At 63.3% G+C, this 26,910-nt stretch carries 28 protein-coding genes; 14 read left to right on the top strand and 14 right to left on the bottom strand.

The window, feature by feature from the left end:
- Positions 1-4: 4 nt before the first annotated feature.
- Positions 5-1,828, bottom strand: coding sequence for a class I poly(R)-hydroxyalkanoic acid synthase (phaC, locus tag AC6H34_RS25140; RefSeq protein WP_497540609.1), 1,824 nt, complete (start codon positions 1,826-1,828; stop codon positions 5-7).
- Between the two features lie 132 nt (positions 1,829-1,960).
- Between phaC and AC6H34_RS25135 the strand changes: the two genes are divergently transcribed.
- From AC6H34_RS25135 to guaA, 5 genes are all read left to right on the top strand, one after another.
- Positions 1,961-2,317 carry a hypothetical protein gene (locus AC6H34_RS25135; RefSeq protein ID WP_497540608.1) on the top strand — a complete coding sequence of 119 codons (357 nt, stop codon included), beginning with the start codon at positions 1,961-1,963 and terminating at the stop codon, positions 2,315-2,317.
- Between the two features lie 98 nt (positions 2,318-2,415).
- Positions 2,416-3,633, top strand: coding sequence for an LL-diaminopimelate aminotransferase (locus AC6H34_RS25130; RefSeq protein ID WP_448147676.1), 1,218 nt, complete (start codon positions 2,416-2,418; stop codon positions 3,631-3,633).
- Positions 3,634-3,911: 278 nt separating this feature from the next.
- The gene (guaB, locus tag AC6H34_RS25125; protein ID WP_497540607.1) at positions 3,912-5,408 is read left to right on the top strand and encodes an IMP dehydrogenase; all 1,497 of its coding nucleotides are present in this window, start codon (positions 3,912-3,914) and stop codon (positions 5,406-5,408) included.
- A 117-nt stretch (positions 5,409-5,525) separates the two neighbouring features.
- Positions 5,526-6,815, top strand: coding sequence for an RsmB/NOP family class I SAM-dependent RNA methyltransferase (locus AC6H34_RS25120; protein WP_497540606.1), 1,290 nt, complete (start codon positions 5,526-5,528; stop codon positions 6,813-6,815).
- A gap of 194 nt (positions 6,816-7,009) precedes the next feature.
- Positions 7,010-8,560 (top strand): glutamine-hydrolyzing GMP synthase, encoded by a 1,551-nt coding sequence (guaA, locus tag AC6H34_RS25115; RefSeq protein WP_497540605.1) that lies wholly within the window; start codon positions 7,010-7,012, stop codon positions 8,558-8,560.
- Positions 8,561-8,707: 147 nt separating this feature from the next.
- Here the strand turns inward: guaA and AC6H34_RS25110 are convergent, their stop codons facing one another.
- Complete coding sequence (locus AC6H34_RS25110) at positions 8,708-9,310, bottom strand: NADPH-dependent F420 reductase (protein WP_497540604.1); 603 nt, start codon at positions 9,308-9,310, stop codon at positions 8,708-8,710.
- 218 nt (positions 9,311-9,528) lie between these two features.
- Entirely contained in the window at positions 9,529-10,254 is a 726-nt protein-coding gene (locus tag AC6H34_RS25105; protein ID WP_497540603.1) for an SDR family NAD(P)-dependent oxidoreductase, read from the bottom strand.
- A 338-nt stretch (positions 10,255-10,592) separates the two neighbouring features.
- On the opposite strand from AC6H34_RS25105, the gene AC6H34_RS25100 reads away from it, so the two are divergent.
- Complete coding sequence (locus AC6H34_RS25100) at positions 10,593-11,489, top strand: LysR family transcriptional regulator (protein WP_497540602.1); 897 nt, start codon at positions 10,593-10,595, stop codon at positions 11,487-11,489.
- A 261-nt stretch (positions 11,490-11,750) separates the two neighbouring features.
- Here AC6H34_RS25100 and AC6H34_RS25095 read toward each other — a convergent pair whose 3' ends face one another.
- From AC6H34_RS25095 to AC6H34_RS25080, 4 genes are all read right to left on the bottom strand, one after another.
- On the bottom strand, positions 11,751-12,176 hold the full coding sequence (locus AC6H34_RS25095) for a type II toxin-antitoxin system VapC family toxin (protein WP_497540601.1): 426 nt from the start codon (positions 12,174-12,176) through the stop codon (positions 11,751-11,753).
- Positions 12,176-12,418 carry a type II toxin-antitoxin system Phd/YefM family antitoxin gene (locus AC6H34_RS25090; RefSeq protein WP_497540600.1) on the bottom strand — a complete coding sequence of 81 codons (243 nt, stop codon included), beginning with the start codon at positions 12,416-12,418 and terminating at the stop codon, positions 12,176-12,178. Before AC6H34_RS25090 ends, AC6H34_RS25095 begins: the two co-directional genes overlap by 1 nt.
- 240 nt (positions 12,419-12,658) lie before the next feature.
- Positions 12,659-13,147 carry a hypothetical protein gene (locus AC6H34_RS25085; protein ID WP_448147668.1) on the bottom strand — a complete coding sequence of 163 codons (489 nt, stop codon included), beginning with the start codon at positions 13,145-13,147 and terminating at the stop codon, positions 12,659-12,661.
- A gap of 141 nt (positions 13,148-13,288) precedes the next feature.
- Complete coding sequence (locus tag AC6H34_RS25080) at positions 13,289-13,867, bottom strand: TetR/AcrR family transcriptional regulator (protein WP_497540599.1); 579 nt, start codon at positions 13,865-13,867, stop codon at positions 13,289-13,291.
- A 255-nt stretch (positions 13,868-14,122) separates the two neighbouring features.
- Between AC6H34_RS25080 and AC6H34_RS25075 the strand changes: the two genes are divergently transcribed.
- Entirely contained in the window at positions 14,123-14,836 is a 714-nt protein-coding gene (locus AC6H34_RS25075; RefSeq protein WP_497540598.1) for a GNAT family N-acetyltransferase, read from the top strand.
- Positions 14,837-14,978: 142 nt separating this feature from the next.
- Positions 14,979-15,875, top strand: coding sequence for an SDR family oxidoreductase (locus tag AC6H34_RS25070; protein WP_497540597.1), 897 nt, complete (start codon positions 14,979-14,981; stop codon positions 15,873-15,875).
- A gap of 47 nt (positions 15,876-15,922) precedes the next feature.
- Here the strand turns inward: AC6H34_RS25070 and AC6H34_RS25065 are convergent, their stop codons facing one another.
- The 6 genes from AC6H34_RS25065 to AC6H34_RS25040 are packed head-to-tail and all read right to left on the bottom strand — an operon-like array spanning position 15,923 to position 20,997.
- A complete protein-coding gene (locus AC6H34_RS25065; RefSeq protein WP_497541280.1) occupies positions 15,923-16,537 on the bottom strand; it encodes a hypothetical protein in 615 nt (204 codons plus the stop codon).
- Positions 16,538-16,569: 32 nt separating this feature from the next.
- A complete protein-coding gene (locus tag AC6H34_RS25060) occupies positions 16,570-17,418 on the bottom strand; it encodes an ABC transporter permease (protein WP_448147663.1) in 849 nt (282 codons plus the stop codon).
- Positions 17,418-18,173, bottom strand: coding sequence for an ABC transporter ATP-binding protein (locus tag AC6H34_RS25055; protein ID WP_448147662.1), 756 nt, complete (start codon positions 18,171-18,173; stop codon positions 17,418-17,420). Before AC6H34_RS25055 ends, AC6H34_RS25060 begins: the two co-directional genes overlap by 1 nt.
- Before the next feature lie 58 nt (positions 18,174-18,231).
- Complete coding sequence (locus AC6H34_RS25050; RefSeq protein ID WP_497540596.1) at positions 18,232-18,720, bottom strand: SRPBCC family protein; 489 nt, start codon at positions 18,718-18,720, stop codon at positions 18,232-18,234.
- Between the two features lie 30 nt (positions 18,721-18,750).
- Positions 18,751-19,725 carry a YVTN family beta-propeller repeat protein gene (locus AC6H34_RS25045; protein ID WP_497540595.1) on the bottom strand — a complete coding sequence of 325 codons (975 nt, stop codon included), beginning with the start codon at positions 19,723-19,725 and terminating at the stop codon, positions 18,751-18,753.
- A 39-nt stretch (positions 19,726-19,764) separates the two neighbouring features.
- On the bottom strand, positions 19,765-20,997 hold the full coding sequence (locus tag AC6H34_RS25040) for an ABC transporter substrate-binding protein (protein ID WP_448147659.1): 1,233 nt from the start codon (positions 20,995-20,997) through the stop codon (positions 19,765-19,767).
- 290 nt (positions 20,998-21,287) lie between these two features.
- On the opposite strand from AC6H34_RS25040, the gene AC6H34_RS25035 reads away from it, so the two are divergent.
- The 6 genes from AC6H34_RS25035 to AC6H34_RS25010 all read left to right on the top strand — a co-directional run bounded on the left by AC6H34_RS25035 (position 21,288) and on the right by AC6H34_RS25010 (position 25,715).
- Entirely contained in the window at positions 21,288-21,767 is a 480-nt protein-coding gene (locus AC6H34_RS25035) for a DUF2380 domain-containing protein (protein WP_497541279.1), read from the top strand.
- Between the two features lie 115 nt (positions 21,768-21,882).
- Positions 21,883-22,581: a (5-formylfuran-3-yl)methyl phosphate synthase gene (locus AC6H34_RS25030; RefSeq protein ID WP_497540594.1), complete on the top strand. Its 699-nt coding sequence runs from the start codon at positions 21,883-21,885 to the stop codon at positions 22,579-22,581.
- Positions 22,578-23,186, top strand: a complete 609-nt coding sequence (locus tag AC6H34_RS25025; protein ID WP_497540593.1) for an amino acid kinase family protein — start codon at positions 22,578-22,580, stop codon at positions 23,184-23,186. Before AC6H34_RS25030 ends, AC6H34_RS25025 begins: the two co-directional genes overlap by 4 nt.
- Entirely contained in the window at positions 23,183-23,740 is a 558-nt protein-coding gene (locus tag AC6H34_RS25020) for a flavoprotein (RefSeq protein WP_497540592.1), read from the top strand. The genes AC6H34_RS25025 and AC6H34_RS25020 overlap by 4 nt, the downstream gene beginning before the upstream one ends.
- Complete coding sequence (locus AC6H34_RS25015; RefSeq protein ID WP_497540591.1) at positions 23,719-25,110, top strand: DUF6513 domain-containing protein; 1,392 nt, start codon at positions 23,719-23,721, stop codon at positions 25,108-25,110. Before AC6H34_RS25020 ends, AC6H34_RS25015 begins: the two co-directional genes overlap by 22 nt.
- Before the next feature lie 5 nt (positions 25,111-25,115).
- Positions 25,116-25,715: a DUF447 domain-containing protein gene (locus AC6H34_RS25010; protein WP_497540590.1), complete on the top strand. Its 600-nt coding sequence runs from the start codon at positions 25,116-25,118 to the stop codon at positions 25,713-25,715.
- On the opposite strand, the gene AC6H34_RS25005 is transcribed toward AC6H34_RS25010, so the two are convergent.
- A complete protein-coding gene (locus tag AC6H34_RS25005; protein ID WP_497540589.1) occupies positions 25,689-26,813 on the bottom strand; it encodes a hydantoinase/oxoprolinase family protein in 1,125 nt (374 codons plus the stop codon). The two genes, AC6H34_RS25010 and AC6H34_RS25005, sit on opposite strands and share 27 nt — an antisense overlap.
- Positions 26,814-26,910 lie beyond the last annotated feature (97 nt).

Raw genomic sequence — 26,910 nt, 5'->3', positions numbered from 1 at the left:
GCCGTCATCCCTTCACATAGGTCCCAGGCGCGTCGCCGAGTGGCTTGCGGCGCCCGCCGGGCGCGCGTTTGCCGGCAGGCACTTCCTCCGATGCCTGGTTCTTCAGCCAGGTCAGCCAGTCGGGCCACCAGGAACCGGGATGCTCGGTGGCTCCCGCCAGCCAGTCCTCGTAGGAGCCTGCCGGTTCGCCGCCGAGCCAGTACTGGTACTTCTTGCGGGCGGGGGGATTGATCACGCCGGCGATATGTCCCGAGCCTGAGAGCACGTAGCGTACCGGGCCACCGAAGGCCTGCGCGCCGATGAAGACCGAATTGGGAGGCGCGATATGGTCCTCCCGCGTGGCGAGTTCGTAGATCGGTATCTTCACTTTCCCGAGGTCGAGCCTCTCGTCTCCCACCACCATGCGGCCGTGGGTCAGGTTGTTGTCGAGATAGCAGTTGCGCAGGTAGAAGGAGTGGTTCTTCTGCGGCATCCGCGTGGCATCGGCGTTCCAGTAGAGCAGGTCGAACGGAGTCGGCTGCTTGCCGCGGACATAATTGTTCACGAGATAAGGCCAGATCAACTCCTGGCTGCGCAGCATGTTAAAGGCTGCGGCCATCTTAGCGCCGGGGAAATAGCCATGCTCGTCCATCTGCTTCTCGATGGACTGGATATGGTCCTCGTCCGCGAACACCTTGAGATCGCCGGCATTCTCGAAATCGACCTGGGTGGCGAAGAGGGTGGCCGAGGCGATGCGTGTGTCGCCCTTGGCTGCCATCCAGGCGAGGGTCACCGACAGGAGCGTACCTCCGACGCAATAGCCGATGGCGGAAACTTCCTTCTCGCCGGTGATCTTGCCGATCTCGTCGAGCGCGGCGAGGGGGCCTTCCTTCATGTATTCGTAGAAGCCCTTCTCGCGCTGCCGCTCATCCGGATTGACCCAGGAGATCACGAAGACCGTCAGTCCCTGGTCCACGCACCACTTGATGAAGCTCTTCTCGGGCGTAAGGTCGAGCACATAGAACTTGTTGATCCAGGGCGGGCAGATCAGCAGGGGACGCTTCAACACATTCTCGGTGGTCGGCGTATATTGCAGCAACTCCATCGTCGCATTGCGATAGACGATCTTGCCGGGCGTGGTCGCCAGGTTGATCCCCACCTCGAACTTCGATGTATCGGACTGGCGGATCCTGAGGTCCCCGCCGCCGGCGTCGATGTCCTCCTTGAGCATATGGAGGCCACGCACCAGGTTTTCGCCGTTCTCCGCCAGCGTATCGCGGATCAGGGCGGGATTGGTGGCTATGAAATTGCTCGGGGAGAGCGCCGCGGAAACCTGGCGGACGTAGAAATCGGCCTTGTGGCGCAGATGAGGCTCGAGCCCGTCGGCCTCCTTCACGAGTTTATCGGCCCAGCGCGAGGTGATGAGATAAGCCTGCTTGAGCAGGTCGAAATACTGGTTGTCGGTCCATTCGGGATCGCGGAAGCGGGAATCTCTGGGATCGGGCTCGGCGGCGGGCTTGGTTTCCTCGCCTGTCATGCGCTGCAAGGCGGAGGCCCATAGCGACATGAAGCCGGTGGCGAGGCTCGCTTGCGCCTCCAGTGTGCGCTGGGGGTCGGACAGCCAATATTCGGCGAGGTGACCGAGGGTGTTCACCGCATCGGTCACTTCCTCGGCGAAGTCATTCTTGACTCTTCCGTCTTCGCGAGGCCGCAGATAGGCCGCGAGGGCCTTGCCGCCTTCCTCCACGGCTCTGCCCATGTTGCGCGCAAGCGATTCTATATCGACCGGTCCCAGTGTCGCGGCACTGTCTGAAGGATGGTGCTGGCCTGTTGGCTTATCGTTTTTCATCGGCGCCTATTAGAGCATGTTTTGGCATGGTGGAAATGCCTCTGTGAACCATGGTTTCGAAATGCTCGATTTCCACTATTTGCCGGACGCTCCCGCATCATATAATCCGAACAAGAAAATTGTGAGATGCTTATGCGGTTCCTTGTTGTCGTCACCGCCGCCGTGGCGGCCCTCGCTCTCTCCGGTTGTGCCAGCGATACCAAGCAGGCCGCCCACTCGCTTGGCCTGACGTCGGGGCCCTTGCCCTCGCCGCAGCCATTCGTGGTCGAATCGCGCGCGGCGCAGACGCCGGTGTACCCGGCCGTCGGCGTTACGCCGCCGCCGCGCAGCGACCACGTCCTCAACCAGGATCAGCGCAAGGCTCTGGAGGCGAGCCTCCTGGCGACGCCGGGCCGCCAGCCCTCGCCATCAGAAACCGCGCAGAGCGGCAAGAAGAAGCGCAAGCCCGTCTTGACGCGCCAGGGTCAGAGCTTCCATCTGCCGAAATAGCAGATTTTTTGGCATTTCTTTTGCCATCATTAACGTAGATGCTTTAGAGGTGCTGCCCCCGAAACCCCGAAAGCGCTGTCGCGCGCGAAAGCACTGCTATGTCCGACTTCTATTCAACCCGACGTTTGCCGCCCTATGTCTTCGAGCAGGTCAACCGGGTGAAGGCAGCAGCACGTGCACAGGGGGCCGACATCATCGATCTCGGCATGGGCAACCCTGATCTGCCGACACCGAAATTCATTACCGACAAGCTGATCGAGACGGCGCAGAAGCCGCGCACCAATCGCTATTCGGCCTCGAAGGGGATCCCGGGCCTGCGCAAGGCCCAGGCGAACTATTACGCCCGCCGCTTCGGCGTGAAGCTCGATCCGGATCGCCAGGTGGTCGCGACACTCGGTTCCAAGGAAGGCTTCGCCAATATGGCGCAGGCCATTACCGCGCCGGGCGATGTCGTGCTCTGCCCCAATCCGTCCTATCCGATCCACGCATTCGGCTTCCTTATGGCGGGCGGCGTGATCCGTTCGGTCCCGGCGGAACCCGACGAGGAGTTCTTCCGCTCGGCGGAGCGTGCGGTGAAGCATTCGATCCCGAAGCCCATCGCGGTTATCGTCTCCTATCCGGCCAATCCGACGGCCTGCGTCGCAAGCCTCGACTTCTACCGGGATCTCGTCGCCTTCGCGAAGGCGCACGATCTGTTCGTGCTGTCCGATCTTGCCTATTCCGAAATCTACTTCGGCAGCGAGCCGACGCCTTCCGTGCTGCAGATACCCGGCGCCATGGACGTGGCGGTGGAGTTCACCACGCTGTCCAAGACCTTTTCGATGGCGGGCTGGCGCATGGGCTTCGCAGTCGGCAATGAACGGCTTTGCGCGGCGCTCGCCCGCGTGAAGTCCTATCTCGACTACGGCGCCTTCACACCGATCCAGGTCGCCGCGGCGGCGGCGCTGAACGGCCCGGAGGACTGCATCGTCGAGATGCGCGAAACCTACCGCAAGCGCCGCGATGCGCTGGTCGAGAGCTTCGGCCGTGCAGGCTGGGACGTGCCGACGCCGCCCGCGTCCATGTTTGCCTGGGCTCCGATCCCGCCCCGGTTCAAGGATCTCGGCTCGGTGGAATTCTCCAAGCTCCTCATCGAGAAGGCCTCTGTCGCGGTGGCACCCGGCATCGGATTCGGCGAGCACGGCGATGATTTCGTCCGCATCGCTTTTGTCGAAAACGAGCAGCGTATCCGCCAGGCCGCGCGCAACATCCGTAAGTTCATGGATGGGGCGGACCAGACCCTCCATAACGTGCTGCCTCTGTCGAAGAGCGCTTAGACCCCGGAAGATGTTCGCCCCTGCCGGTCTGTGGGCCGGTGGGGACTTCGTCGACCGGCTGTGGTGCCGCGAACGTGTCGATCTGGAGGTCGGTGCGCCTCCTTGTCATATCGCGCACCGAAAAATTGCATGGCTGTCAGGCAACAAAAAGACAACTGACCGTCTTCCGCTTGTCGATTCCAAATGGTAAACGATCGCGCCAACCAAGTTCGGGCAGCCTGGGCGACTTGCATCCAGAGCCGATCTTATTCCCGCATTTCATGACCTGAGAGTTGGCAATGGCACGCATCGTTGATTCATCGCTTTTTCCCGAAGCGCTCACCTTTGACGATGTGCTGCTCACCCCGGGACATTCCGAGGTGTTGCCGGCCCAGGCAGATATCCGCTCGCGCGTCACCCGGTCGATCTCCGTCAATCTGCCGCTGCTGGCCTCGGCCATGGACACGGTCACCGAGGCCAACATGGCCATCGCCATGGCGCAAAACGGTGGCATCGGGGTCATCCACCGCAACCTCACGCCTGAGGAGCAGGCCGAGCAGGTTCGCCAGGTCAAGCGCTTCGAGAGCGGCATGGTGGTGAACCCGATCACCATAGCTCCGAGCGCCACGCTTGCCGACGCCCTGGCGCTGATGAAGCGCCACAGGATCTCCGGCATTCCGGTCGTCACAGGCGCTGCTCCGGGCATACCCGGCATTCTGGTTGGAATTGTCACCAATCGGGACGTGCGCTTCGCCGACAAGCTCGACCAGCCGGTGGCCGAGTTGATGACCAAGGAACGCCTCGTCACCGTCAAGGCCGGCGTGCCCCAGGAGGAAGCCAAGCGCCTCCTGCATCAGTTCCGCATCGAGAAGCTCCTGGTCGTCGATGACGACTATCGCTGCGTTGGCCTGATGACCGTGAAGGACATCGAAAAGGCCACGCTCCATCCGAATGCCTGCAAGGACGAGCAGGGGCGCCTTCGCGTCGCCGCCGCCTCCACCGTCGGCGATGGCGGCTTCAGCCGCTCCGAGATGCTTATGGATGCGGGCGTCGACATGATCGTGGTCGACACGGCCCATGGCCACTCCCAGAAGGTTCTCGACGCGGTGGCTCGCATCAAGCGCCAGTCCAATTCCGTGCAGGTGGTGGCCGGCAATGTCGCCACGGCCGAGGGAGCCCGGGCGCTGATCGGCGCGGGCGCCGACTCCATCAAGGTCGGCATCGGTCCAGGTTCGATCTGCACCACGCGTATCGTCGCTGGTGTCGGCGTGCCGCAACTCACCGCCATCATCGATGCGGCCAATGCCGCCCGCGAGCATGATGTGCCCGTCATCGCGGACGGCGGGATCAAGACCTCCGGGGATTTCGCCAAGGCGCTGGCGGCGGGCGCATCCGTCGCCATGGTCGGCTCGATGCTGGCCGGCACCGACGAGACGCCCGGCGAGGTCTATCTCTACCAGGGCCGTTCCTACAAATCCTATCGCGGTATGGGTTCGATCGGCGCCATGTCCGCCGGCTCGGCCGACCGTTACTTCCAGGCCGACATCAAGGATTCGATGAAGCTGGTGCCGGAGGGCATTGAAGGACAGGTCGCCTACAAGGGGCCTGTTTCGGCGGTGCTTCATCAGCTTGCGGGGGGGCTGCGTGCCTCCATGGGCTATGTCGGGGCCGAGACGATCGAGGAGTTCCAGGAGCGTGCCCGCTTCGTGCGGATCACGGGATCGGGCCTGCGCGAGAGCCATGTGCACGACGTAACCATCACGCGCGAAAGTCCGAACTATCCGGGCCGGACGTAACCTCGGGATCGCAGGCCTATCCCTGCCTGCCTCCTCCCTTTTCTCATAAGTTCGTGTTTCCAGGCGCAGGCAGGGATAGGCCTGCGATCCCAGGAGATGCGATCCCAGGACGTTCCGTTGACCCCCGCAGCCCGCCTTTCCGCCGCCATCGAGATCCTGGCCGACGTTGAGAGCCGCCGTCGTCCGGCCGCCGACGCCTTGAAGGATTGGGGCCTTTCGCATCGGTTCGCCGGCTCGGGCGATCGCGCTGCCCTGGCGGGCCTGGTCTACGATGCCCTGCGCCGTCGCGCCTCCTCGCGGTGGCTGATGGAGGCGGAAACGCCGCGTGCCACGCTGGTCGGCATGCTGGCGCTGCAGCGTGGCGAGACCGTGGAGAGCCTTGCCGGTCTTTTCAACGGGGAACGCTTTGCCCCTGAGCCGTTGACGGTCGAGGAGCGGCGCGCCGTTGCCGTCCGCCAGCTTGCGGATGCCCCACAGGAGATCCAGGCGGACGTACCGGCCTGGCTCTGGAGTTCCTTCGAGGGCGCCTTCGGCGCCGACGCCGTCGAGGAGGGCAGGGCACTGGCCGAACGGGCGCCGGTCGATCTGCGGGTGAACACCCTCAAGGCTTCGCGCGAGAAGCTGCTCGCCGAGCTGGAGCCGCTGCACGCCGCAGCTACGCCGCTCTCGGCCTGGGGCGTAAGGGTACCGCTTGGACCGGATGGCCGCAGTCCCGCCATCCAGGCCGAGGAGAGCTTCCAGAAGGGCTGGTTCGAGATCCAGGACGAGGGGTCGCAACTCGCTGGCATGATAGCGGCCGCGAAGCCCGGCGAACAGGTGCTCGACCTCTGCGCGGGTGGCGGCGGCAAGACGCTGGAGTTCGCCGCGGCGATGGAGAACAAGGGGCAGATCTTTGCCACCGACAGCGACAAGCGCCGCCTAGCGCCGATCCACGAACGGCTGAACCGGGCGGGGGCACGCAATGTCCAGGTGCGCACGCCCCGCGGCGCCTTGCCGGTAGACGATCTCGCCGGCCGCATGGATCTGGTGCTGGTGGATGCTCCCTGTTCCGGTTCCGGCACCTGGCGCCGCAACCCCGATGCCAAGTGGCGGCTGCGCCCCTCCAGTCTTGGAGACCGGCAGAAGGATCAGGCAACCGTATTGAAGGCGGGCGCTGCGGCGGTGAAATCCGGCGGACGGCTCGTGTTCGTCACCTGTTCGGTGCTGCCTGAGGAGAACGACGCCTCGGTGAAGGCTTTTTTGGCTGACCATCCCGATTTTTCGGCGGCTCCCCTGCAAGCCCTCGCGAAAGCCGCAGGTCTCGCGGCCTTCGCGCGTTTCGCCTCATCGGGCGGCACGGGTCTCCAGCTCTCTCCCCATCGTTCCGGCACGGATGGCTTCTTCGTCGCGGTGCTGCACAGGGCCTGACTCCCTGTCGGGCGGACATGCTGTACGGAAAGAACCGGTCACGATGCTCGCGCGGCCCGCAATCGGCGTTTCCGGGGCAGGATATTGCAGAATTGCCCGGCATGTTATTTTGATTGGCTCGTGTCATTGCTGATATGCAAGAAAATCGGCGTGCTTCGGTTGCATCCGCGGCCTCGGTCGACTACCTCGCTCCCATGACACACAGCGCCATCCTCATCATCGATTTCGGCTCCCAGGTCACCCGGCTTATCGCACGCCGCGTGCGGGAAGTCGGTGTCTATTGCGAGATCCATCCGTTCCAGTCGGCTGCAGAGGCTTTCCAGAAATTGCAGCCCAAAGGCGTGATATTCTCAGGCGGCCCGGACTCGGTCACTCGGCCCGGCAGTCCGCGGGCGCCGCAGGCGGTGTTCGACTCCGGCGTGCCGATCCTCGCCATCTGCTACGGCCAGCAAACCCTGGCGACACAGCTTGGGGGCAAGGTCGAGGGAGGCCACGCCGCCGAATTCGGCCGTGCCGATGTCGAGATCAGGGAAGCGAGCCCGCTTTTCGAAGGTTTCTGGGAGCCCGGCAAGCGCTATCCGGTGTGGATGAGCCACGGAGACCGCGTGACCGAGTTGCCTGACGGCTTCAAGGTGGTGGGCACTTCGGAGAATGCCCCGTTCGCCATCGCTGTGAACGAGGCGCGCCGATACTACACCACGATGTTCCATCCCGAGGTGGTGCATACACCTGATGGAGGCAGGCTGCTCCGGAACTTCGTGCAGAAGATCGTGGGCATCGAGCCCGATTGGACGATGTCGGCCTATCGTGCCGAGATGGTGGAGAAGATCCGCCGCCAGGTCGGCGCGGGCAAGGTGATCTGCGGTCTGTCGGGCGGCGTCGATTCTTCCGTCGCCGCGGTGCTGATCCATGAGGCGATCGGCGACCAGCTGACCTGCGTCTTCGTCGACCACGGCCTGATGCGGGCCGGCGAGGCGGAACAGGTCGTCGGCCTCTTCCGGGATCACTACAACATCCCGCTCGTACACGTTGACGCATCTGATCTTTTTCTTGGTCAGCTTGCGGGCGTGACCGATCCCGAGGTCAAGCGCAAGACCATCGGCCGCCTGTTCATCGAGGTGTTCGAGGCCGAGGCCAGGAAGATCGGCGGCGCCGAATTCCTGGCCCAGGGCACGCTCTATCCCGACGTGATCGAGAGCGTCTCCTTCTCCGGCGGCCCGTCGGTGACGATCAAGTCGCACCACAATGTCGGTGGCCTGCCGGAACGCATGAACATGAAGCTGGTGGAGCCGTTGCGCGAGCTCTTCAAGGACGAGGTGCGCGCGCTCGGCCGTGAACTCGGTCTCACGGAAGCCTTCGTGGGACGCCACCCGTTCCCCGGTCCGGGCCTCGCCATCCGGATTCCCGGCGAGATCACCCGCGAGAAACTCGATACCCTGCGCGCCGCCGACGCGATCTATCTCGACGAGATCCGCAAGGCGGGCCTCTACGACAAGATCTGGCAGGCCTTCGCCGTGCTGCTCCCCGTGCGCACGGTCGGCGTGATGGGCGACGGCCGCACCTATGACAGCGTCTGCGGGTTGCGCGCCGTGACCTCGGTCGACGGCATGACGGCAGACTTCTTCCCCTTCGACATGAACTTCCTCGGCAGGGCCGCGACCCGCATCATCAACGAGGTGAAGGGCATCAACCGTGTAGTGTACGACGTTACGAGCAAGCCGCCTGGGACAATCGAGTGGGAATGATGGGAATACGGTGGAGTGGTAGGAGGCAGCAGAGGACGCCCGGGCCGCACGGGCATCGATAGTAGTCGATGGATCCTCGGCGTTCCGCAGATCTGCCGCTCCGTCGGGCGTCTTCCCGCTCTTCCAGCAGCGTCCATACGCCTTCGGTTACTGCTCCTTCTTGAACAAATCCTGGAAAATGAGCTGGCCCCAAGTGCGGCCGCGAGAATGAACCAGCGCGCCGCCCTCGTTGAGCTTTCCCAGCTTGACGGGTGCGAACCCGAGTTGTTTGGCCAGGGCCGCCACGGGAGCGGTCGCGTCCTCGTCATCGCTCGACAGAAAGACGACGCGGTGGCCGCCCTCGACGATCGGATCGGCAGCCAGGGTGGCCGCAATCAGGTGATTGAAACCTTTCACGAACTTGGCGCCGGTGAACGCCTTCGCCACGAAAGCGGAGGAAGGGAGGCCGTCCAGTTCTTCAGGGGGAACTCCAAACGCGTTCATCGCGTCGATGACCGTCTTGCCTTTCCAATTCGGCAGGGCCTTCGCAACCTCGCGATGTTCTCCGAACGGGACCGCCAAGATGATTGTGCCGGCCTCGAGTGCATCCGGCAGCGACTCGGCGACGACCGTGGGTCCAATCGCCCGAGCCTGCGGCGCCAACGCGTCGGGAGACCGGCGACTCGCGATGGCCACCTTGATGTTCTGGCGGGCGAAGGCCTGGGCGAGAGCCTGGCCTACCGCACCAAATCCTACAATCGCATAGCTCATGATAGTTTCTCCGATCCGTGTTGATATTGATTCCCCTGCCTTCAAGGGCGCCGGGGTATCCGTTTCGCTGCATGATGACCTTCGCGAGAATCTTCGGGGCGCTACCTCAAGCGACGCGCGTCATCGGTTCGAATTCCCGACTTGGCGCGTCTACGTCCGGCCGTTAGTGATTTTCGTGCGGCTGTGCGGTCAATCACTTCCCGCGATCTGTCGCGATGTCAGATGGCCGAGAAGCCGCCGTCGACAGACAACTCCACCCCGTTCACGAAGCTGGAATCGTCCGAAGCAAGAAACACCGCGACTGCCGCAATTTCCTCGGGACGCCCCATCTTCCCCCGCGGGATCAGGCATTCAAACATCTGCTTCGCCTCCTCGGTGAGAACCTGGTCCTGCATCGGTGTGGCGATCGGCCCCGGGCTCAGCACGTTCACCCGGATATTCCTGCCCTTCAGTTCGTTGAGCCAGGTGCGTGCAAATGAGCGCAACGCCGCCTTGCTCGCTGAATACACACCGTAACCCGGAAAACCCTTCACCGAAGCGACCGACCCGGTCATGAAGATCGATCCGCCATCGTTGAACAGCGGCAATGCCTTCTGGACCGCAAACAGTGTGCCCCGCGTATTCAGGCCGAAGGCCGCATCGAAATGCTGCTCGGTAATCTCGCCCAGCGGGACTGCCTCGCCTGTGCCGGCACTCGCGTACAGGACGTCGATCTTACCCTTGTCCCGCTTGACTGTGTCGAACAGGCGGTCGAGATTGGCCGCGTCGCCGCGCACGCCGGTCACGTTCCTGCCAATCAGCTTGGCAGCCTCGTCGAGCGCCTCCTGCCGCCGGCCCGTGATGAAGACATAGGCGCCTTCTTCGACGAACCGCTTGGCGCTCGCCAGCGCCATGCCGCTTGATCCACCCGTGATGACTGCAACCTTGCCCTCGAGCTTTCCCATGACTCGTCCTTTCGTGGTGTCGGATAGCATCGCTGGTCCCATTGGCGACACGATGCTTCCTCGAGGCTTCTCTTTGCCTCGTCCGGGGAGGTTCCCGGGAACCTCGAGATGGGTCCGTGGGCATCCGGTGTGGAGTGCGGAAGCGCGCATAGGGGTGGTGCGAAATCGATCCGGCTGGAGGGCTGGCGCTTGTGCGACGATCGGTGTCGGTCGTTTGAAAATGGGCTGCACCCGTCGGCATAGGCTATGGTGACTGCCCGTATCACCGACATAGGAGATGCCGGTCGACATGTCTTATACGAGCTTTGGAAGGGGCACGCGCGGTGCCGGTTCGCACCATGATCGATTGGGATGACGTTCGCTACTTTCTTGCCGTCGCGCGCGGAGGCTCGGTCCGGGCCGCCGCCGCGCTCCTCGGCGTGAACCACTCGACCGTGCTGCGACGCGTTGCCCAGCTCGAGAAACGCCTCGGGGCGCACATGTTCGAGAAGCTGCCTTCGGGCTACCGACTGACGGCTGCCGGTGAGGAAGTCGTCGAGCTCGCGCACCAGATGGAAGCATCGTCGCACCTGTTGGAAACGCGTGTTTTCGGTCGCGACCAGAGCGTGCGCGGGCTTCTGCGGGTAACGCTGGCGCCGACCATCGCGACACACCTGCTCATGCCGGACTTCGCCGATTTCGCGCGTCTGCATCCAGACATCGAGATGGAAATCCTGTCGTCCGGCGAGCTGGTAAATCTGACCAACCGAGAGGCCGACGTCGCGATCCGCGTCGTCTACGATCGCAAGACCCTGCCGCTCAATCTTCATGGCCTGAAGGGGCCTGAGCTGTTCGGTGGCGTCTACATATCCCGAGATCGACTAGCCGCGTGGGGTGCGGGTGCGCCTGATCCCATCCGGTGGATCGTCATAAGCATTCATGGAATCCCGGACTGGGCCCACGAGGGTGAAGTTCGCACCACGGGGGTTCCGTTCAGGACCACGGACGGCGAGGCGCAGATCGCTGCGGTACGGCAAGGGCTCGGGATCACGACACTGCCGTGCTTCGTAGGCGATGCCGACCCCCTGCTGGTGAGGGTGCCGGGCACCGACCTGCACATGTACGGAACGCTCTGGCTTCTCACCCAGGGGGAAACACGCAAGACGGAGCGCGTGCGACTCTTCACCGAGTTCATATCCCGCAGGCTGGCCGCGTACGCTCCGCTTCTCGCGGGGCTGTCCATATCGCGTGACTGACCCCTGGCAGGTCGCCGGTGACGTTTGCCGCCTCGCGAGAACTGCGTTGATATTCTGATGTTTGTATTCGATCGAGCCAGGAGGACGGCTGGTCACTGCCTGCACGGGGCGGTTGTGCTCGGCCTTATCGTAGGGCTGCCCAGCGATGTCGTTGGCGAGCATCGCGAAACAATCCGCCACGATCGCGTGGTTCTGCGCGTCGGACCCATCACCGACCATGGCCGCTACCGAGCAGGCCGCCCAAGCTGAAGAAGGCTTGGATCATGCCATCAACTGCGTCGGCACGCCGAGCGCTGGACCGGCCGCGGCCAGCCGCTGGTCCAGCGTATGCACCGTGGCGCCATGCTCTGCGGCGATCGCAAGGTGCAACGCGTCCCCCGCACGAAGCCCGAGTGCATACTGATCGACAAACCTCGCGGCTGCCCGGAACTGCCCGCCCGTCACGCCGAGCACGGTGAAGCTCTCGGCGACGAGCTTGTTGAACATGGCGAGCGCCGCCGCGCGCTGTTCTAGGGCAATCTGCCCGGTCCGCAGCCTGATCGCCATGGCCGAGGACATCTCGGTGACGGTCCAATCGCTGATCAGAAGTTGCTCCGGGTCCTGCTCCGCCAGCCAGGCCTGGACACGCGGCGTCATCGTTTCGTTGGAGAGAGCCGCGACGATCAACGACGTGTCGAGATAGGGCATCAGTAGCGATCGCCATCCCGCATCGACCGCACGAGATCAGCGGCGCTCTGGGACTGGGGCGCCATCGCAGCCGTCAGCGATTGGAGCAGTGCGGCATCGATCGGCTTGCGCGGCTTGACCACAGAGATGAGCCGGGCAACCGGCTTGCCGCGCCGGGTGATGTCGATCGAGTCACCTGCTTCGACCCGATCGACCAGCTCGCTCAGATGGGCTTTGGCATCTGCCAGATTGATCGCATCCATGTCGCTTTCCTGACTATGTAGATGGTCATATAGCGCGTAAGACCCAGGAATTCCAGCATTACATCTCCACGCGTTCCTCCTTTGAAGAGGGAGGCGGCCACGAGCCATCCAGATTGAAGGTCTGAGCCTTCGGGGTTGCTATCGCACAGGGCGCGCCGCTCGCAGGTATACTCGTTCGGCTATTCGCGCATCGCGTTCCGCCGTGAGAACAGGTTCTGAGGGGGACACGACACGCGAGGGCTAGTTCACGGCAACCTTGCCCCGCCTTGCCAGGTAGATGATCTGGGCGATCAGTCCGACGACGAGAATAGCCAGCAGCCCTCCCTGGGCGCCGAGAAGCAGGGGCGATTTCAGGTCAGTCACCAGGGGATGGCCGTCGGGAACACGACGCAGGATTTCGGTAACGGTCGGCAGCATCAAAAGAAACGCACTCAGGCTCAGACAGATGGTTTCGATGTATCTGACGACGCGCCCCGGACCCAGAATGCGTTCGATCCCGTACCCTGCGAGCAGGATGAGGATCGTCACGGCGCCGATGCCGTAGCTGACCGGCTCATGTGCAACAAGGAACACCGTTGTGGCGCCGATAAGCATGGAAACGAAATAGACGGAGCCCGGCAGGGAGCGGGGAACGATGCGACCATGCCGGGCAAACATGTAGAGAGCGACGGGAATAGCCGGCAGGCTGCCGATCGTATGGATCCAGCCGAGTGGAGAAATTCCGAACATAGCAAGGTGCCTTTTTATCTGACGGGAGTGGAGAGGGCGGGCAGCGGATCGCGGCCCGCTATCGTTCAAGAGTGACAGATTCTGCCTACTAGTCGGTAGGCTTTCGAGTTGTGCCTCTGCATTCGTGACGAAGCTGCGATTTCAGGCGGCGATGCGCTCCAACAGGGGATGGACCACCGTGCCAAAAGCCGTGGCGTCGCCATAGGCGCGCGCTGAGAGCATCGCGCCGTGCACGGTGGCCATGAACAGTTCGGCATTTTCCCTGGCCGTCCCGGTGAGGGAGAGGCGCCCTTGGGCGGCGCCACGCTCCAAGACAGAGGTAAGCCAGGCCGAGAGCCTCCGAAAATGCCCGCGTACTTCAAGAGCAACCGCCTCTGGAAGAACCTGGATCTCACCGGCGAGCAAGGCGCAGACACAGAAGGGATGAGACGCGTCGGCGATGCAGCCCTCCCAATAGCCGACATACGCACGAAGCTGGCCAACAGGATCCGCGATATTCCGTTCCAGTTCGGTGATCCCGGCCTCAGCCTCCGCCCGGTACTGTACCACCAGTGCGCGGACGAGTTCCGACTTGCTTGGAAAGTGATGGTGAATGCTCGCCTTGCGAATGCCGACCACATCGGAGATATCGGCATAGCTGAAACTGTTGTAGCCGCCTCTCACGATCAGGGAGCGTGCGCAGCGAAGAATGTCGTCAGCCATGGTCGATAGATTGCTCATGATATATGTCTACCTACTAGTAGGGTGTTTGTCAAGGATTGCCTTGGCACTGCGAGTCCACTGTTGAACGGCTATCGAATGCGGGAGCTGTCAAAGAGATGGCGTAAATGCCACTGAAATTGTCATTTACGACCATAGCGCCTCCATGCCTCGCCCTCTACAAGGCTGCCGCGTCCCCGCCGTGTCTGCCCGAGAGCAGGACCCTGTAACGGAGCGGGACAGCGTCGACGGCGACGACATTTCAAGAGGTCACCCATGGGTGCGCGTAGACTTTCAATCGAGGATGTGGCGGCGCTCGACCAGCCTGTCTGGTCGTCGTTGGCATCACGGCATCGAGATCTGGCCCGCGGCGGGCAATTTGCCCGGCGTTATCCTCCGGAAATTGCTCCCTTTGCGGCGATATCCGAATTCTCCACGGGCGCGATCAACGGCCTGCGCAACCTTGCGAGCGAAGGCCCGATAGCGTTGCTCGGTTCCGCGATGCTCGGGTCACTGGAGGGGCTGGAAGTGCAGTCCAGAGCGATCCTGTGCCAGATGATATCCGTGGACACCGCTCCGGGGCGCACGGACTTTGCACCGGAAATCCTCGGTGCGGACGACGTGGCGGCAATGCTCGAATTGACCGCACTCACCAAGCCTGGGCCTTTTTCTGCCCAGACCTACCTGTTGGGTCGCTACATCGGGATACGTGATGGAGACCGCTTGGTGGCGATGGCGGGGGAGCGGCTGGGTTTTCCTGGCTTCACCGAGCTGAGCGCGGTTTGCGTACATCCCGAACATCGCGGCAAGGGCTACGCGCGAATCTTGCTCCACACCCTGATGAGGGAAATCTCGGCGTCCGGAGAAGTTGCGTTTCTGCATGTCCGTGACGAGAATCGGGGAGCGATCGAACTCAATGAGCGCCTAGGCTTCGTCTTACGAAGGACATTTCACCTCAGTGTCATGCGTCGCTCGGATACGGCGAACTGATCCGGCTGGGAGCGCCGTCATTCAGCGAACCGCAATGCCCGCAGAGATCGTCCTGTTAGTCATTATAATACGATAAGATCACTACTTTACCAGAATATATAATGAGCAAATATCCATCGCCATTGCAATGTGGAGAATGCTCATGCGTGTGTTCGTTACCGGCGCGACGGGGTTCATCGGTTCGGCCGTGGTCAGGGAATTGATCGGGGCGGGCCATCAGGTCGCCGGCCTCGCCCGGTCCGAGGCCAAGGCGGCGCCACTGGCTGCCGCCGGCGCCGAGGTCGAGTTCGGTTCACTTGAAAACCTGGAAGGCCTCCGGCTCGCGGCCTCTCGGTCCGATGGCGTCATTCACCTGGCCTTCAACCATGATTTCTCCACGTTCGCGGCAAATTGCGAGGATGACCGACGCGTCATCGAGACGCTGGGCTCGGGGCTCGCCGGCTCCGGCCGTCCCCTGATCGTGACCTCCGGCACCGGAATGGCGAATACCGTACCGGGGCAGCCGGCTGTGGAGGATGGGGCGGTCGTCAGTTCGAAGATCATCCCCCGCGCCGCGTCGGAGGAGGCGGCTGCCTCCGTAGCCGCGCAAGGGGGAAATGTTTCGGTGGTGCGGCTTCCCCAGGTTCACGACACGACCAGGCAGGGCCTCGTCAGCTACGCGATCGCGATGGCCCGCGAAAAGGGCGTGTGCGCCTATGTGGGAGAAGGCCTCAACCGCTGGCCGGCCGCACATGTTCTCGACGTCGCCCGCCTCTACAGGCTGGTGCTCGAAAGGGCGGAAGCAGGAACGAAGTATCACGCGGTAGCGGAGGAAGGATTGGCCCTTCGTGACATCGCCGAGGTCATCGGCCGCCGCCTGGAACTACCGGTGAAATCCATCGCGACCGATGAAGCGGAAACCTATTTTGGCTGGCTTGCCCCGTTTGCCAGGACCGATGCGCCGGCATCGAGCGAGCAGACGCGCAGGAAACTCGGCTGGCACCCCACAGGCCGGGGACTGATTGCCGATCTCGAGCACTTGCAGGAGGCGGCTGCCTGAGGTGCGGGTATCTCGTAGGCGGGGAGGCCGGCGGGTTTTCGTCGGCCTCAAAGCCGCTGCTGGATGCGACGGGCTATGTCGAAGAGGCGGCGTTCGAGCAGGACAGGGGTCTCGCAGACATAGGTTAGCGAGCGGCTGCGCTCCTGAAAGATGCGGGTATCCCACTTGAGTTGGGTTTCGAGATCGTCGGTTTCCTTGGTGGTGGCAGCGCCTGGCGAATCCTTGGCGGCGCTGATCTGGTCGCTTTCGTCGCGGATGCGCTCGGCGAGCCGCTGCTGGCCGTGGGCATAGCGATCGATGCCGGCGAGGATGGCGTCGCGGTCGTCATTGACGAGTTCGAGCACGCCTGCGAAGACCCGAGTCAGCCGCGCGCCCTTGTCCGCGCTGGCCTGCTGCAGGAAACCGTCGAGAAGGCCGTCGACGTCGTCGAGCGGCGTTCGGCGGGAAGCCAGCTTCTGCGCGAGCGCTGCAGCGTCGAAGTCCTTGTCCCATGGTCCGGCGGACGCGATGTCTGGCCCGCTCCAGACTACGCCGGCGCTCAGCGTGCCGACCTTGCGCTGCACGCAGGGCCAATTGGGGTCGGGCTGCGTCTGGGCCATGGCGACGCCACCGGCAACCAGGGTCGCCGCCATGGCCGCTGCCAGTCGCGCGGCGGGCAGCAGGCCGTCTCTCCGCAGTCTGGCGCGGAATTGGCTCATGAAGTTTCTCCTTTGGGACCGCCGCGCCGTACCATGAGGCCGCGCGCCGGATCGTAGGCGAGGAGCGCGGCGGCAAAGAAAAGCATGGTGACGCCGGCCACCACGACAAACGCCACGGGCTCGAACTTGCCGTAAAGGGCGAAGCGGACGAGTTCCGCGGCGTGGGTGAAGGGATTGGCGAGGCAGATGACATAGAGCCCTTCGCTCGCTTCCCTCATGCGCCAGAGGGGGTAGAGCGCCGAGGAGGCGAAGAACATCGGGAAGATCACGAAGTTCATTACGCTCGCGAAATTCTCCAACTGCCGGATCAGGGAGGAAAGGAAGAGGCCGATGGAGCCGAACATCAGCCCGGACAGCACCAGGGCGGGCAAGGCATAGAGATAGCCTTCGCCCGGCACGTCCACGTCCCACCACATCGCGATGGCAAAGAAGACATAGACCTGGACGATGGAGACCAGCACACTCGCGAGCAGCTTGGCCAGCAGGAGCGACCAGCGGGGGAAGGGGCTCGTCAGCAGGACCCGCATCGAGCCTACCTCCCGGTCGTAGACCATCGAGAGCGACGATTGCATGCCGTAGAAGAGTTGGATCATCACCGCGAGCCCCGGCACCACATATGTCTCGTAGAGGACATAGGTCTCGTAAGGCGGCTGGATCGAGACGCCGAGCACATTCCGGAAGCCCGCGGCGAAGATGAACAGCCAGATCAGCGGGCGGACGAGCGCCGAAAGGAAGCGTTCCTTCTGGTTGACGAAGCGCAGCAGTTCTCGGCGCGCGATGCCGCCAAGACAGATCGCATAGCCCGAGAGGTTGAGACGGGACGGGGGGGCAACGGCTTCGGACATCAGGCGGCATCCTTCGCATCGGTCAGCCGCCGGAACGTATCCGCCAGTGTCGCCCCGCTTTGGGCCGCCAGGGCATCCGCCTTGCCGGCCGCGACGACGCGGCCAAGATGCAGCACATGGACGTCGTCGTCGGGGGCTATCTCCTCGAAGATATGGGTCGCCCAGAGGGCTGAAATGCCGTCCTCGCGCACGAGGCGCCGCACGATTGAGACGATGTCGGCGCGCGCAGCGAGATCGAGGCCTACCGTTGGCTCATCGAGGAGCAGCAGGCGGGGCGAGTGAACGAGGGCGCGGGCGATTTCGACGCGGCGCGCCTGGCCGCCCGAAAGCGTGCGAACCTTCTCGTCGATGCGATCGCCCAGCCCGGCCCTCTCCAGCAGGGCAGCGATGCGCGTGCGGATCGCCTTACCGCCGAGACCGTGCAGGGAGGCGTGATAGGCCAGGTTCTGCCGGACGGTGAGGTCCGGGTCCAGGGTGCGCGCCTGGAAGACAACACCCAGTTCAGCCAACGCTCGCGAAGGAGCCGCGCGAAGGTCGTGTCCGAGGATGCGAATCGTGCCGGTACGATTTTGGTAAAGGCGTGTGACCACCGAAAAGAGCGTGGTCTTGCCTGCGCCGTTCGGGCCGAGCAGCACCGCGAAACGCCCGCCGCCGACCTCCAGCGAAACGTCGATAAGCGCATCGCGCTGGCCGAAACGGTGGCCGACGCCGGAGACGGAGAGGGCGGGAACGCCATTCGCGAGCAAGGCAATCATTCCTGGCTGGGGCGACCGGAGGGAAGGATACACCCAACGCACTCCTGAACGAGGAAACTCACTTGCCCTTGAGCTTGGCCTTGAGGGCCAGCAGGCCTGCGAGATAGACGTCCGCGACGGCCTTGCGCGCGGCCTCGGGCTTCACCCCCTTGGGATCGAAAGTCGAGGACCATGTAATCGCGACCTTGCCCGGTTCATCATCCTCCTCGACCTTGAGGGTGGAGACGTAGTTCTCGACGGGCAGGGGGCTCTCGAGGATCTGATAGGTGTAGGACGTGTTCTGATCGTCCCACTTGACCAGCTTCTCCACGAACTTGCCGCCGTCCTTGGTGGTCAGCGTGCGCAGCTTGGAGCCGTCCTTTTCGGACAATTCGCAGGACGCGATGGCGGGATGCCAGGCCTTGATGCCGCAGAAGTCGCCGATCAGTGCCCAGGCCTGTGCCGGCGTTCCCTTCCCCTCGACCCTGTTGCTGTTCTTCTCAGCAAGGGCCTGGCCGGCGGCCAGAGTCGCAAGGGCGATGCCGCAGCAGATGGAAACATATCGCATTTCGTTTTCTCCCCGATTTCGCTGTTCGGTCTATTTAGGCGAGACCACGACACCCCAGGGCGCTTCGCCGACCGGTATGGTCTTGATCACCTTCTCGTTGGCGACGTCGATGACCGAGACGTCGTTGGAGTTGCCGTTGGTTGCGTAGAGGTATTTCTCGTCGGGCGTGAAGGCGAGCTGCCAGACACGCTGGCCGACCAGGAGATACTTCTTCACCTCCATGGTCTGCCCGTCGACGATGGCGACGCGGTTGGCCGGTCCCAGAGCGACGAAAGCCTTCTTGCCGTCGCGGGTGACGCGCACACCCACCGGTTGGATCGTCTCCTGAGTCACGGCCGGGATCTCGAACTCGATCCTCTTGAGGATCTCCCGCGTGGCGGGGTTGATCACGGTGACGGTGCCGCCGACCTCCGAACTGACCCAGACCTTGCTGTTGTCCTTGTTGAACTCGGCGAAGCGGGGGCGGGAGTCCACCAGCACGCTGTCGATGACCTGGAAGGTCTGCGTATCGATGAAATGAGCCATGTTCGTTGTTTCGGAGGTGTTGACCAGCATCTTGCCGTCAGGGCTGATGCCCATGCCCTCCGGCTCGACGCCAACCGGCACCTGCGCCAGGATCTTGTTCTGGTCGACGTCGAGAACGGTCACCTCCGCGTCGTCCTCGTTGGCGATGTAGAGCGGATTGCCCGACGGATGAAGGATGAAGAGTTCCGGATCGGGGCCGGATTGCAGGGTGCGCACGACCTTCATGGTGGACGTGTCTATGACTTCGACGCCGTCGTCGTCGCTCGCACACAGGTAGAGGAACTTGCCGTCATTGCTGATGGTGATGCCGCGCGGCCGCCGCCCGACCTCTATTGTTTCCTTCACCGTCTGGGTATCGGAATCGATCACGGTGATCGAATTGCCCTTCTCGTTCGAGACATAGACCATGTTGGCCTGCGCCGAGCCGGCAAGGCAGAGACCAGCCAGGGCGATCGTATTGGCCGAGATCGTGCGCCACATTGTTCAAACCTCCCTCGCAGCGTGGTTTCCCACGCAAGGTCACGGCAGATGACATGTCGTTTCAGGCTCGTCCGTCCCGAGCGTGTCGAGGACGGTGCGCTGGTGAAGATACCCCTGCTGGGGCGAAACCGACACGATGGACATGGGTTGGGCGATCAGCAGCGGCTGGCGTAGCTGCCTGTCCCAGGGGCGGAAACTCACAGGCACCCCCTTGAAGGCTGCAAGCTGGAATGTCGGGCCGAGCATGAATTGCGCGACCGCGGCAGGATCTGTCGATTTCGCCCTGGTTATGGCTTCTCCGACGGCCCGGACCGCCGCCCAGGCCTGGTAATCGACCGGCCGCATGGTACGCTTGGCGGTCTTGAAGAACCGGCTCTGCAACTGGGCGGATCCCCAGGCGTCCTGCGCCCTGTGCCAGGATGTGGCGATGAGTCCCTGCGTGCCTGCGATCAGCTTGGGATCCCAGGTGCGGTAGGAGACGTAGTCTCCGAAGTCGCCTTCCTCATCCGCCACCACCATGATGTCGTAGTCGACGCCACGGCTGAACACGAGCGCGTCGGAGGTGGTGATGCTGTCGCTGCGCGCCCTCGCCAGCGGGCCGAAAGTCCAGGGCTTCTCCGCAGCAATGCTAAGACCGAATTTCCGGGCCGATTTTTTCAGTGCGTCGGCATAGAGCTGGTCCGCCGGCGTGGGCCCGGTGGTGAGAAAGATCTTCGCCCAGCGTTTGGTCGCCAGGTACTGCACGAGGGCGTCGGTGATCATCGCCCTGCTCGGGGCGATATGGAACAGGTTGGCGCGGCAGTCCTCACCCCGCAGGCGATCGTCCTGCGAGGAGACGTTGAAGACGATGACATGCCGGTCCTTCACGGCATCGGCCACGGCAAGGAGTTCGTCGGCCGGCAGATCGGCGGCAATGAAATTTGCGCCCCCATCCACCAGCTTTCGGGCTGCATCGACGGGCGACTGGCCGTGGTCGAGAACCGCCTCGGCAAGGCTGTAGTGCTGTCCCGTGAAACGGCCGGTAGTATTGTCGTCGTCGATTGCGAGCCGGGCACCGGCCACGCCCTCGTCCTCCGGGAGAGGATCCAGCTCGTAGAGCGCCGGCGCCGGTGCCTTGTGAGCGATGACTCCGAGTTTCACCTCGACGGGCGTGGCTTGAGCCGCCATCGCCTCGAAACTGCCTGTGATGGGCAACGCATGGAGCCAAAGGGACAGGGCCGCGGTGGCAATCGCTTTCAAGGAGACGGCCCCCCGGCGCGTTACCATCGACATTCCTCACTCCCACCAAATTAGGCTTATTTCTTTTAATATAAGGTAGATTAGTCGCTGCTTTTGTTCTTCGTCAATCAAATATCCATAAGGAATTTATAAGCCTGCACCTCCTTGTAGAGATGAATGCAGTCATGGCAATTTATACTTGAAAACAGTGTTTGCGCTCTTTCATAGAATATTCTTATTGGGGATTTCTTATTGTGCCTGATGGAGCATTTTCCTTGCTCATGAAAAGGGGGCGGGCGGGAAGTCTTTCGCTATCCCACCGACACGGTTGTCGTCGCGTGGCGATGCTGGCCGTCATATCCCTGTTCGCGGCCACGCCTGCGGCGAGATCAGCCGGCGCGCAAGCAGGGCTGCTGATCATGCCGTTCGGATTTATCGACACCTCCGGTGAGCAACGCGACCAGAAAGCCGATCATGAAAAGCGGCTCGTTGAGATGTCGAGGCGCATCGGTACGGAACTGCAGGACAAAGGGTTGTACCGGGTGATCCAACCGACGCCGGGTATCCTGTCCTGCGACAGCCGGGACCAGGAGTGCCTGCTCTCGGAGGCGCGCAAGGCCGGCACCGATCTAATCCTCGCCGGAGCCGTCCAGAAGGCGAGCACGCTGATCTCCCAGATCTGGGTCGGAGTTTTCGACGCCAGCGACGGCAAACGTATCCTGTACCGTCAGTTGAGCTTCCGGGGCGATACCGACGAGGCCTGGCAGCATGCCGCAGATTTCCTGCTGCAGCAGATAGAAGCTGATCCGCCCCACAAACCCTGATGGAACTCATTCTCCAGTGCGCGACAGGTCGCCTGGCTTTCGCCGGGCGGCAGTGGCGCAGCAGGCCGTGCTGGGCTAGCCTGACGATGGATCCGTACGAGTTAGGAGCTTTATCTTGACCCGACTGCTTGTGAGCGTTGCCAACGATGTCGAAGCCGTGATGGCCGCGGAGCAGGGGGCCCACCTCATCGACGCCAAGGATCCATCCCGGGGTGCTCTTGGCGCGCTACCCTTGGCTGCGATAGAGGCCATTCGCCGGGCGGTTCCGCATCCGATCGAGACAAGCGCCGTGGCGGGTGACGATGAGGATATCGCCCGCCTCGTCTCCTCCGCCCTGGAAATCGCCCGCACGGGCATGTCCTTCGTCAAGCTCGGCCTAGGCAAGTCTCTGGCGCAAACCGGTCCCATCGGCAGCCTCGGCAATCGCCTGAAGGGGCAGGGGCGTTTCGTCGCCGTGCTGTTCGCCGATGAGGAGCCGCGTCCTTCACTGGTATCTGACCTGAGGCACGCCGGCTTCATCGGTGCGATGCTGGATACCAGAAATAAGCGGGCCGGACGGTTGCGCGACATTCTCGCGCCGTCGCAACTGTCGGGTTTCGTCAATGCCTGCAGGGATGAGGGGATGATGTGCGGCCTGGCGGGTTCGCTGCGGATCGACGACATTCCGGCTCTGGCGGTGCTCGGGCCGGACTATCTGGGCTTTCGGGGTGGTCTTTGCGTGTCTCGCGATCGAAGCGGCGCGCTCGACCCGAATGCGGTAAGGCAGGCAGCCGACGCACTCGCGGACTTCGTCGGTGGGGAACGAGCGGCATGATCCTGACGGTGATCAAGATCGGTGGAAGCCTGTGCGGATCGCCCCGCCTGGAGCGCCTTCTTCGGGCCATAGCGGACATCGACCATGTTCGACCAGTCATCGTGGCAGGCGGCGGGCCGTTTGCCGATGCTGTGAGGCAGGTGCAGGCCGTCATGCCTTTCGATGACGGGCTCGCTCATCGTCTTGCCCTGGATGCCATGGGGCATCTCGCCGAGGTGTTTGCGACCCGTCACGCGCGCTTCGTGACGGTGTCCATCGTTGAGGCGGTAGGGAAGGCCCATCGCGCCGGGCGCGTGCCGATCTGGCATCCGGCGGAGTTGCGGCCGGGTCATCGCGACATTCCGGAAAGCTGGTCCATCACCTCGGACAGCCTTGCGCTCTGGCTCGCCACCAGGCTCGACGCCGAACGCCTGGTGCTCGTCAAATCCGTCGATGTGTCGCCTGCGGCCGATGCTGTCGAACTGGCGCGGGCCGGTCATGTCGATGACGCCTTCCCGGGCCTCGCGGCTCGCTTCAAGGGGCAGGTCCTGGTGGCAGGTCCCGCAGCGGACGAGGATTTCATCGGCATGCTGGGGCCGGTGCGAGCATCGAGCGCAACGCCATGAAGCGCTCGGGAACGTCGCCACGCCTCGCCTGGGCGCTCACGGGTTCTGGCCACTTCTTCACCGAATGCCTGGAACTGATCCGAGAGGTTGGCGATTGCGATCTCTTCGTTACCAAGGCAGCGGCGGAAGTGATCCGCATGTATCGAAAACAGTTCGAGAATCTGCCTAGGGATGTGCGCCTGATCAAGGACACAACGGCCAGCGCCGCGCCGGTCGGCTCGTTCTACCACGGGCTGTACCACACGCTCGTGGTGGCTCCTGCGACTTCGAATACCGTTGCCAAGTGTGTTTTCGGCATTTCGGATACGCTTGCCACCAACGTCTATGCTCAGGCTGGCAAGTGCCGCATTCCTTCGATCGTCTTCGCCTGCGATACCGCCCCGGAGATGGAGACGGAAGCACCTTCCGGCATGGTCAAGGTCTATCCGCGGCGCATCGATCTTGAAAATGTCGAGCGCCTGAAGACTTTCGAGGCCACGACCGTGGTCGAAAGCTACGAAGCCCTGCGGCAAGCGCTGCTGGAGCGGTTGGCATGCGTGAAAAACTCGCCTTGATAACCGGCCATCTCGGCCGCGCGCGCCTGGAGCGGACGATGGCCGCACTGGGGTGCGAAGCCTTCGATTGGGTGATCGTCGATGCCGGAGTCAAGGTTGCCGCCTTGATGACCAATGAGATCATTCGTCGGCGCGTCAGTCTACCGGAGGGGATCACGCGCGTCCTGTTGCCGGGGCGATGCAGGGCGGATGTCGAGTCTCTCTCCCGCCACTTCGGCGTCCGCGTAGAGCGAGGCCCCGATGAGATCGCGGATCTTCCGGCCTATTTCGGCCGTGGTGCCCGGCCTCCCGATCTGTCGGGCTACGATGTCACCATCTTCGCGGAGATCGTCGATGCCTCGCAGCTCACGCCGGCGGCCATTCTGGAACGCGCGGTAAGCCTGGGTTCGAAAGGTGCCGACGTCATCGATCTTGGCGCCCTGCCCGAAACGCCGTTCCCGCACCTCGAGGAGAGCGTACGCCTGCTGAAACGGAATGGTCTGCGGGTGAGCGTGGACAGTTTCTCAACCGACGAACTGCGCAGGGGCGCCGCCGCCGGGGCGGACTTTCTCCTCAGTCTCAACGAGCACACCATCGACATCGCCTTCGAGACGAATGCGATCCCTGTTGTCGTGCCCGCGGAGCCTGGCGATCTCGCTTCGCTCCTGCGTGCCGCCAGCCGCCTTCAGGAGGTTGGCCGCCCCTTCATCGCCGATCCCGTGATCGATCCGATCCATTTCGGCTTCGCGCAGTCGCTTGCCCGCTTCGTGGAATTCAGGCGCCTCATGCCGGAGGCCGAGATGTTGATGGGGACCGGAAATCTCACGGAGCTGACCGATGCCGACAGTCTCGGCCTCACGGCCCTGCTGCTCGGCGCCTGCTCCGAACTCGCCATTCGCAACGTTCTGGTCGTACAGGTGAGCGCGCATACGAGACGTACGATAGAGGAGCATGACGCTGCCCGCCGGCTGATGTTCGCGGCGAGAAGCGATGCAGCGCTGCCGAAAGGCTATGGCAGCGCATTGCTTGCCTTGCACGACAAGCGCCCCGTCGTCAGTTCCCCGTCCCAGGTTGCCGAAAACGCGACTGCGGTGAAGGATGCGAACTTCCGTATCGAGGTCAGCGACGACGGTATCCACGCCTACAACAAGGCCGTGCATGCAACGGGCACGGAAGCGCTCGATTTCTATCCACTCCTCGGTGTTCAGGACGACGCCGGCCACGCATTCTACCTCGGTGCCGAACTGGCGAAGGCTGAGGTGGCATGGCGGCTCGGCAAACGCTATGTCCAGGATGAGCCGCTCGATTTCGGCTGCGCCGCCGAGACGGTTAAGCAGGACGCGACTGCCTTCAAGGCAGCCGGGTCGACGCGGAAAAGGGCGGGAGAGTAGACGGCATGCCACTCATCCTCGAGACAATCGTCACGACGATCAATCCCGACGGCAGCGTGCATCTCGTGCCATTCGGTCTGATCGTCGAGGGCGACGACTATATCGTCGCGCCGTTTCGGCCTTCGCCGACCATCGCCAATCTCGAGCGCCACCCTTTCCTGGCGGCGGCTGCCCCCCGCGATATTCGCGTCATTGCCGGCTGCGTCACGGGGCGGCGCGACTGGGCAACGGTAGCTTGCGACGTGATCGAGGGCGTCAGGCTGCAGGACTGCTTCGCCCATATGGAACTGGTGGTTCGGGAGGTCGCGCCGGACGAGTTGCGGCCCCGGTTCCGCTGCCGGCCAGTCCACAGCGCCATGCATGAACCCTTCCTGGGCTATAACAGGGCCCAGGCCGCCGTGCTCGAGGCGGCCATCCTGTCGACGCGTCTGCATCTTCTCACGCCCCAGAAGATCCGAAGCGAGATGGCCTATCTGGAAATCGCCATCGACAAGACGGCAGGCCCGACCGAGCGCGAGGCCTGGCAGTGGATCGAGGCGAAGATACGTGGCGGTCTAGGTACGACTGACGAAAATCAGTCAGTCCAGATGAAGGCCGGCCCATGATGTCCCGGGCTTTTCCCATTCGTGCCAGGCAAGGCAGGCGAGAGCAACCGCGGGCGCGCATGAGGATACCCAGTAGTCAGTATCGCCCCCGTCGGTAGGCACGAACTCCGAAAGGTCGCGATAGGCAAGACCCATTCGCGCGGCCAGTCTCTCGGCAACGAAGCGGCCCACGCCGCAGCCGACGATAGGCGGCGGGGCCGCATGCCGCCGCCTGGAAAGTATCCTCGCCGCCGCGTCCTGCAGGCGGCGCAACTGCAGCTCGGCCAGGTGTGCCGCGAGATCCCGCCAGGCATGATCAGGCGCCTCCGCTGCATCCCACCCCACCACCCGTGCCAGCCGCGCACGAGAATTGGCCAGGCTCTTGTCCCGCCCGTCCGCGGTCTGGTGCTGGTCCGCCGATGGCGGCATCGTTCCGAGCAGGCGGTGGACATCCGCCATGGTCGCGAATTGCTCGGCGACCAGGGAGACTTCACGGCCGGCGAAGGGCACGCGTTCGGCGAGGGCCATGAGCGGCGTGCGAACGATGCCGCAGTAGACAAGTTCTCCTGTTCCCAGCCGTTCCGCGTCTGTATAGCCGTGGCCCGCAATCCGGCCGTCCGCGATCGGAATCAAGTCCGAGGTCGTGGATCCGATATCGACGAGCAGGGCATGTGGTATTCGGCTCGCGACGAAGGCAGCCGTTGCATGCCAGTTGGCAGAGGCGACATCGCCGGCATGGTAGGCTGCTTCCGAAGGAGGGATGAACCCAGCCCGTCCGCCATAGATCGCGATCTCACCACGGCAGTGGCGCACTGCCCAGTCCGTCAGGGAGGCGACGCCCTTGGCCCGATCGTCGAAAAGGGCGCTGAGCTCGCCAGTCATGGTCACGGCATGGCGTGCCGGCGCCTGGGCCCAGGCCGGAAGCGTGGAGAAGGCGCCGTCGAGAACGGCGAGCCCCTGGCGCAACTGATATGGGACCTGGATGACCCCGATCAACCGGCCTTGCGAGACCGCTGCGGCTTTTACGTGAACGCCGCCGAGATCCCATCCGACGACAAGGTCGTTTGCCCCGCTGCCAGGGAGGATCTCCGGCGAAATCGTTTCGTTCGATCCATTCACGGGTGTGTATCTCCGCTATCTGTCGTGGCAATGGCGCGGTGTCCGACGGACAGGCGCCGGCAAACGCTGCTGGACGGTCGCGAAGCCCTGCTGATAT

Source organism: Labrys sp. ALF-8, from assembly GCF_059699065.1.
The sequence above is the reverse complement of the archived record's forward strand: the minus strand, read 5'-3'. Positions and strand labels throughout refer to the sequence as shown.

Excerpts from the sequence above, each read along its gene's own strand:
- AC6H34_RS25045 (WP_497540595.1), bottom strand. The coding sequence starts at position 19,725 with ATGTGGCGCACGATCTCGGCCAATACGATCGCCCTGGCTGGTCTCTGC.
- AC6H34_RS25040 (WP_448147659.1), bottom strand. The coding sequence starts at position 20,997 with ATGTCGATGGTAACGCGCCGGGGGGCCGTCTCCTTGAAAGCGATTGCC.
- phaC (WP_497540609.1), bottom strand. The coding sequence starts at position 1,828 with ATGAAAAACGATAAGCCAACAGGCCAGCACCATCCTTCAGACAGTGCC.
- AC6H34_RS25010 (WP_497540590.1), top strand. The coding sequence starts at position 25,116 with ATGCCACTCATCCTCGAGACAATCGTCACGACGATCAATCCCGACGGC.
- AC6H34_RS25135 (WP_497540608.1), top strand. The coding sequence starts at position 1,961 with ATGCGGTTCCTTGTTGTCGTCACCGCCGCCGTGGCGGCCCTCGCTCTC.
- AC6H34_RS25025 (WP_497540593.1), top strand. The coding sequence starts at position 22,578 with ATGATCCTGACGGTGATCAAGATCGGTGGAAGCCTGTGCGGATCGCCC.
- AC6H34_RS25080 (WP_497540599.1), bottom strand. The coding sequence starts at position 13,867 with ATGAGCAATCTATCGACCATGGCTGACGACATTCTTCGCTGCGCACGC.
- AC6H34_RS25055 (WP_448147662.1), bottom strand. The coding sequence starts at position 18,173 with ATGATTGCCTTGCTCGCGAATGGCGTTCCCGCCCTCTCCGTCTCCGGC.
- AC6H34_RS25090 (WP_497540600.1), bottom strand. The coding sequence starts at position 12,418 with ATGGATGCGATCAATCTGGCAGATGCCAAAGCCCATCTGAGCGAGCTG.
- AC6H34_RS25105 (WP_497540603.1), bottom strand. The coding sequence starts at position 10,254 with ATGGGAAAGCTCGAGGGCAAGGTTGCAGTCATCACGGGTGGATCAAGC.
- AC6H34_RS25015 (WP_497540591.1), top strand. The coding sequence starts at position 23,719 with ATGCGTGAAAAACTCGCCTTGATAACCGGCCATCTCGGCCGCGCGCGC.
- AC6H34_RS25100 (WP_497540602.1), top strand. The coding sequence starts at position 10,593 with ATGATCGATTGGGATGACGTTCGCTACTTTCTTGCCGTCGCGCGCGGA.
- AC6H34_RS25110 (WP_497540604.1), bottom strand. The coding sequence starts at position 9,310 with ATGAGCTATGCGATTGTAGGATTTGGTGCGGTAGGCCAGGCTCTCGCC.
- guaB (WP_497540607.1), top strand. The coding sequence starts at position 3,912 with ATGGCACGCATCGTTGATTCATCGCTTTTTCCCGAAGCGCTCACCTTT.
- AC6H34_RS25035 (WP_497541279.1), top strand. The coding sequence starts at position 21,288 with ATGCTGGCCGTCATATCCCTGTTCGCGGCCACGCCTGCGGCGAGATCA.
- AC6H34_RS25060 (WP_448147663.1), bottom strand. The coding sequence starts at position 17,418 with ATGTCCGAAGCCGTTGCCCCCCCGTCCCGTCTCAACCTCTCGGGCTAT.
- AC6H34_RS25050 (WP_497540596.1), bottom strand. The coding sequence starts at position 18,720 with ATGCGATATGTTTCCATCTGCTGCGGCATCGCCCTTGCGACTCTGGCC.
- AC6H34_RS25095 (WP_497540601.1), bottom strand. The coding sequence starts at position 12,176 with ATGCCCTATCTCGACACGTCGTTGATCGTCGCGGCTCTCTCCAACGAA.
- AC6H34_RS25130 (WP_448147676.1), top strand. The coding sequence starts at position 2,416 with ATGTCCGACTTCTATTCAACCCGACGTTTGCCGCCCTATGTCTTCGAG.
- AC6H34_RS25020 (WP_497540592.1), top strand. The coding sequence starts at position 23,183 with ATGAAGCGCTCGGGAACGTCGCCACGCCTCGCCTGGGCGCTCACGGGT.
- guaA (WP_497540605.1), top strand. The coding sequence starts at position 7,010 with ATGACACACAGCGCCATCCTCATCATCGATTTCGGCTCCCAGGTCACC.
- AC6H34_RS25075 (WP_497540598.1), top strand. The coding sequence starts at position 14,123 with ATGGGTGCGCGTAGACTTTCAATCGAGGATGTGGCGGCGCTCGACCAG.
- AC6H34_RS25085 (WP_448147668.1), bottom strand. The coding sequence starts at position 13,147 with ATGTTCGGAATTTCTCCACTCGGCTGGATCCATACGATCGGCAGCCTG.
- AC6H34_RS25070 (WP_497540597.1), top strand. The coding sequence starts at position 14,979 with ATGCGTGTGTTCGTTACCGGCGCGACGGGGTTCATCGGTTCGGCCGTG.